Source organism: Paraglaciecola sp. 20A4 (assembly GCF_011378905.1).
Taxonomy (GTDB): Bacteria; Pseudomonadota; Gammaproteobacteria; order Enterobacterales; family Alteromonadaceae; genus Paraglaciecola.
Genome location: NZ_WTPY01000082.1, coordinates 1 through 899 on the forward strand (window position 1 = coordinate 1; position 899 = coordinate 899).

Sequence of the window (899 nt, forward strand, 5' to 3'; positions counted from 1 at the left end):
CACTTGAGACTAGGATTTCCGAATGGGGAAACCCACCTGCTTGCAGGTATCGTTAACTGAATACATAGGTTAACGAGGCGAACGCGGAGAACTGAAACATCTAAGTACCCGTAGGAAAAGAAATCAACCGAGATTCCGAAAGTAGCGGCGAGCGAAATCGGAACAGCCCTTAAGCTTATTATGTGTTAATGGAAGGCTGCTGGAAAGCGCCACGATACAGGGTGATAGTCCCGTACATGAAAAGACATTTTAAGTGAAATCGAGTAGGTCGGAGCACGTGAAACTTTGACTGAATATAGGTGGACCATCATCTAAGGCTAAATACTCCCAACTGACCGATAGTGAACCAGTACCGTGAGGGAAAGGCGAAAAGAACCCCTGTGAGGGGAGTGAAATAGAACCTGAAACCGTGTACGTACAAGCAGTAGGAGCCCACTTGTTGGGTGACTGCGTACCTTTTGTATAATGGGTCAGCGACTTATATTTTGTAGCGAGGTTAACCGAATAGGGTAGCCGTAGGGAAACCGAGTCTTAACTGGGCGAATAGTTGCAAGGTATAGACCCGAAACCCGGTGATCTAGCCATGAGCAGGTTGAAGGTTGAGTAACATCAACTGGAGGACCGAACCCACTAACGTTGAAAAGTTAGGGGATGACTTGTGGTTAGGAGTGAAAGGCTAATCAAACCGGGAGATAGCTGGTTCTCCCCGAAATCTATTTAGGTAGAGCCTCGGACGAATACTTACGGGGGTAGAGCACTGTTAAGGCTAGGGGGTCATCCCGACTTACCAACCCTTTGCAAACTCCGAATACCGTAAAGTAATATCCGGGAGACACACGGCGGGTGCTAACGTCCGTCGTGAAGAGGGAAACAACCCAGACCGCCAGCTAAGGTCCCAA

Annotated in this window: 1 rRNA gene; it reads left to right on the forward strand. The window is 48.4% G+C overall.

Annotated elements, in window-relative coordinates:
• Positions 1-899 (forward strand): 23S ribosomal RNA (locus tag GQS54_RS22920); the annotation flags it as partial.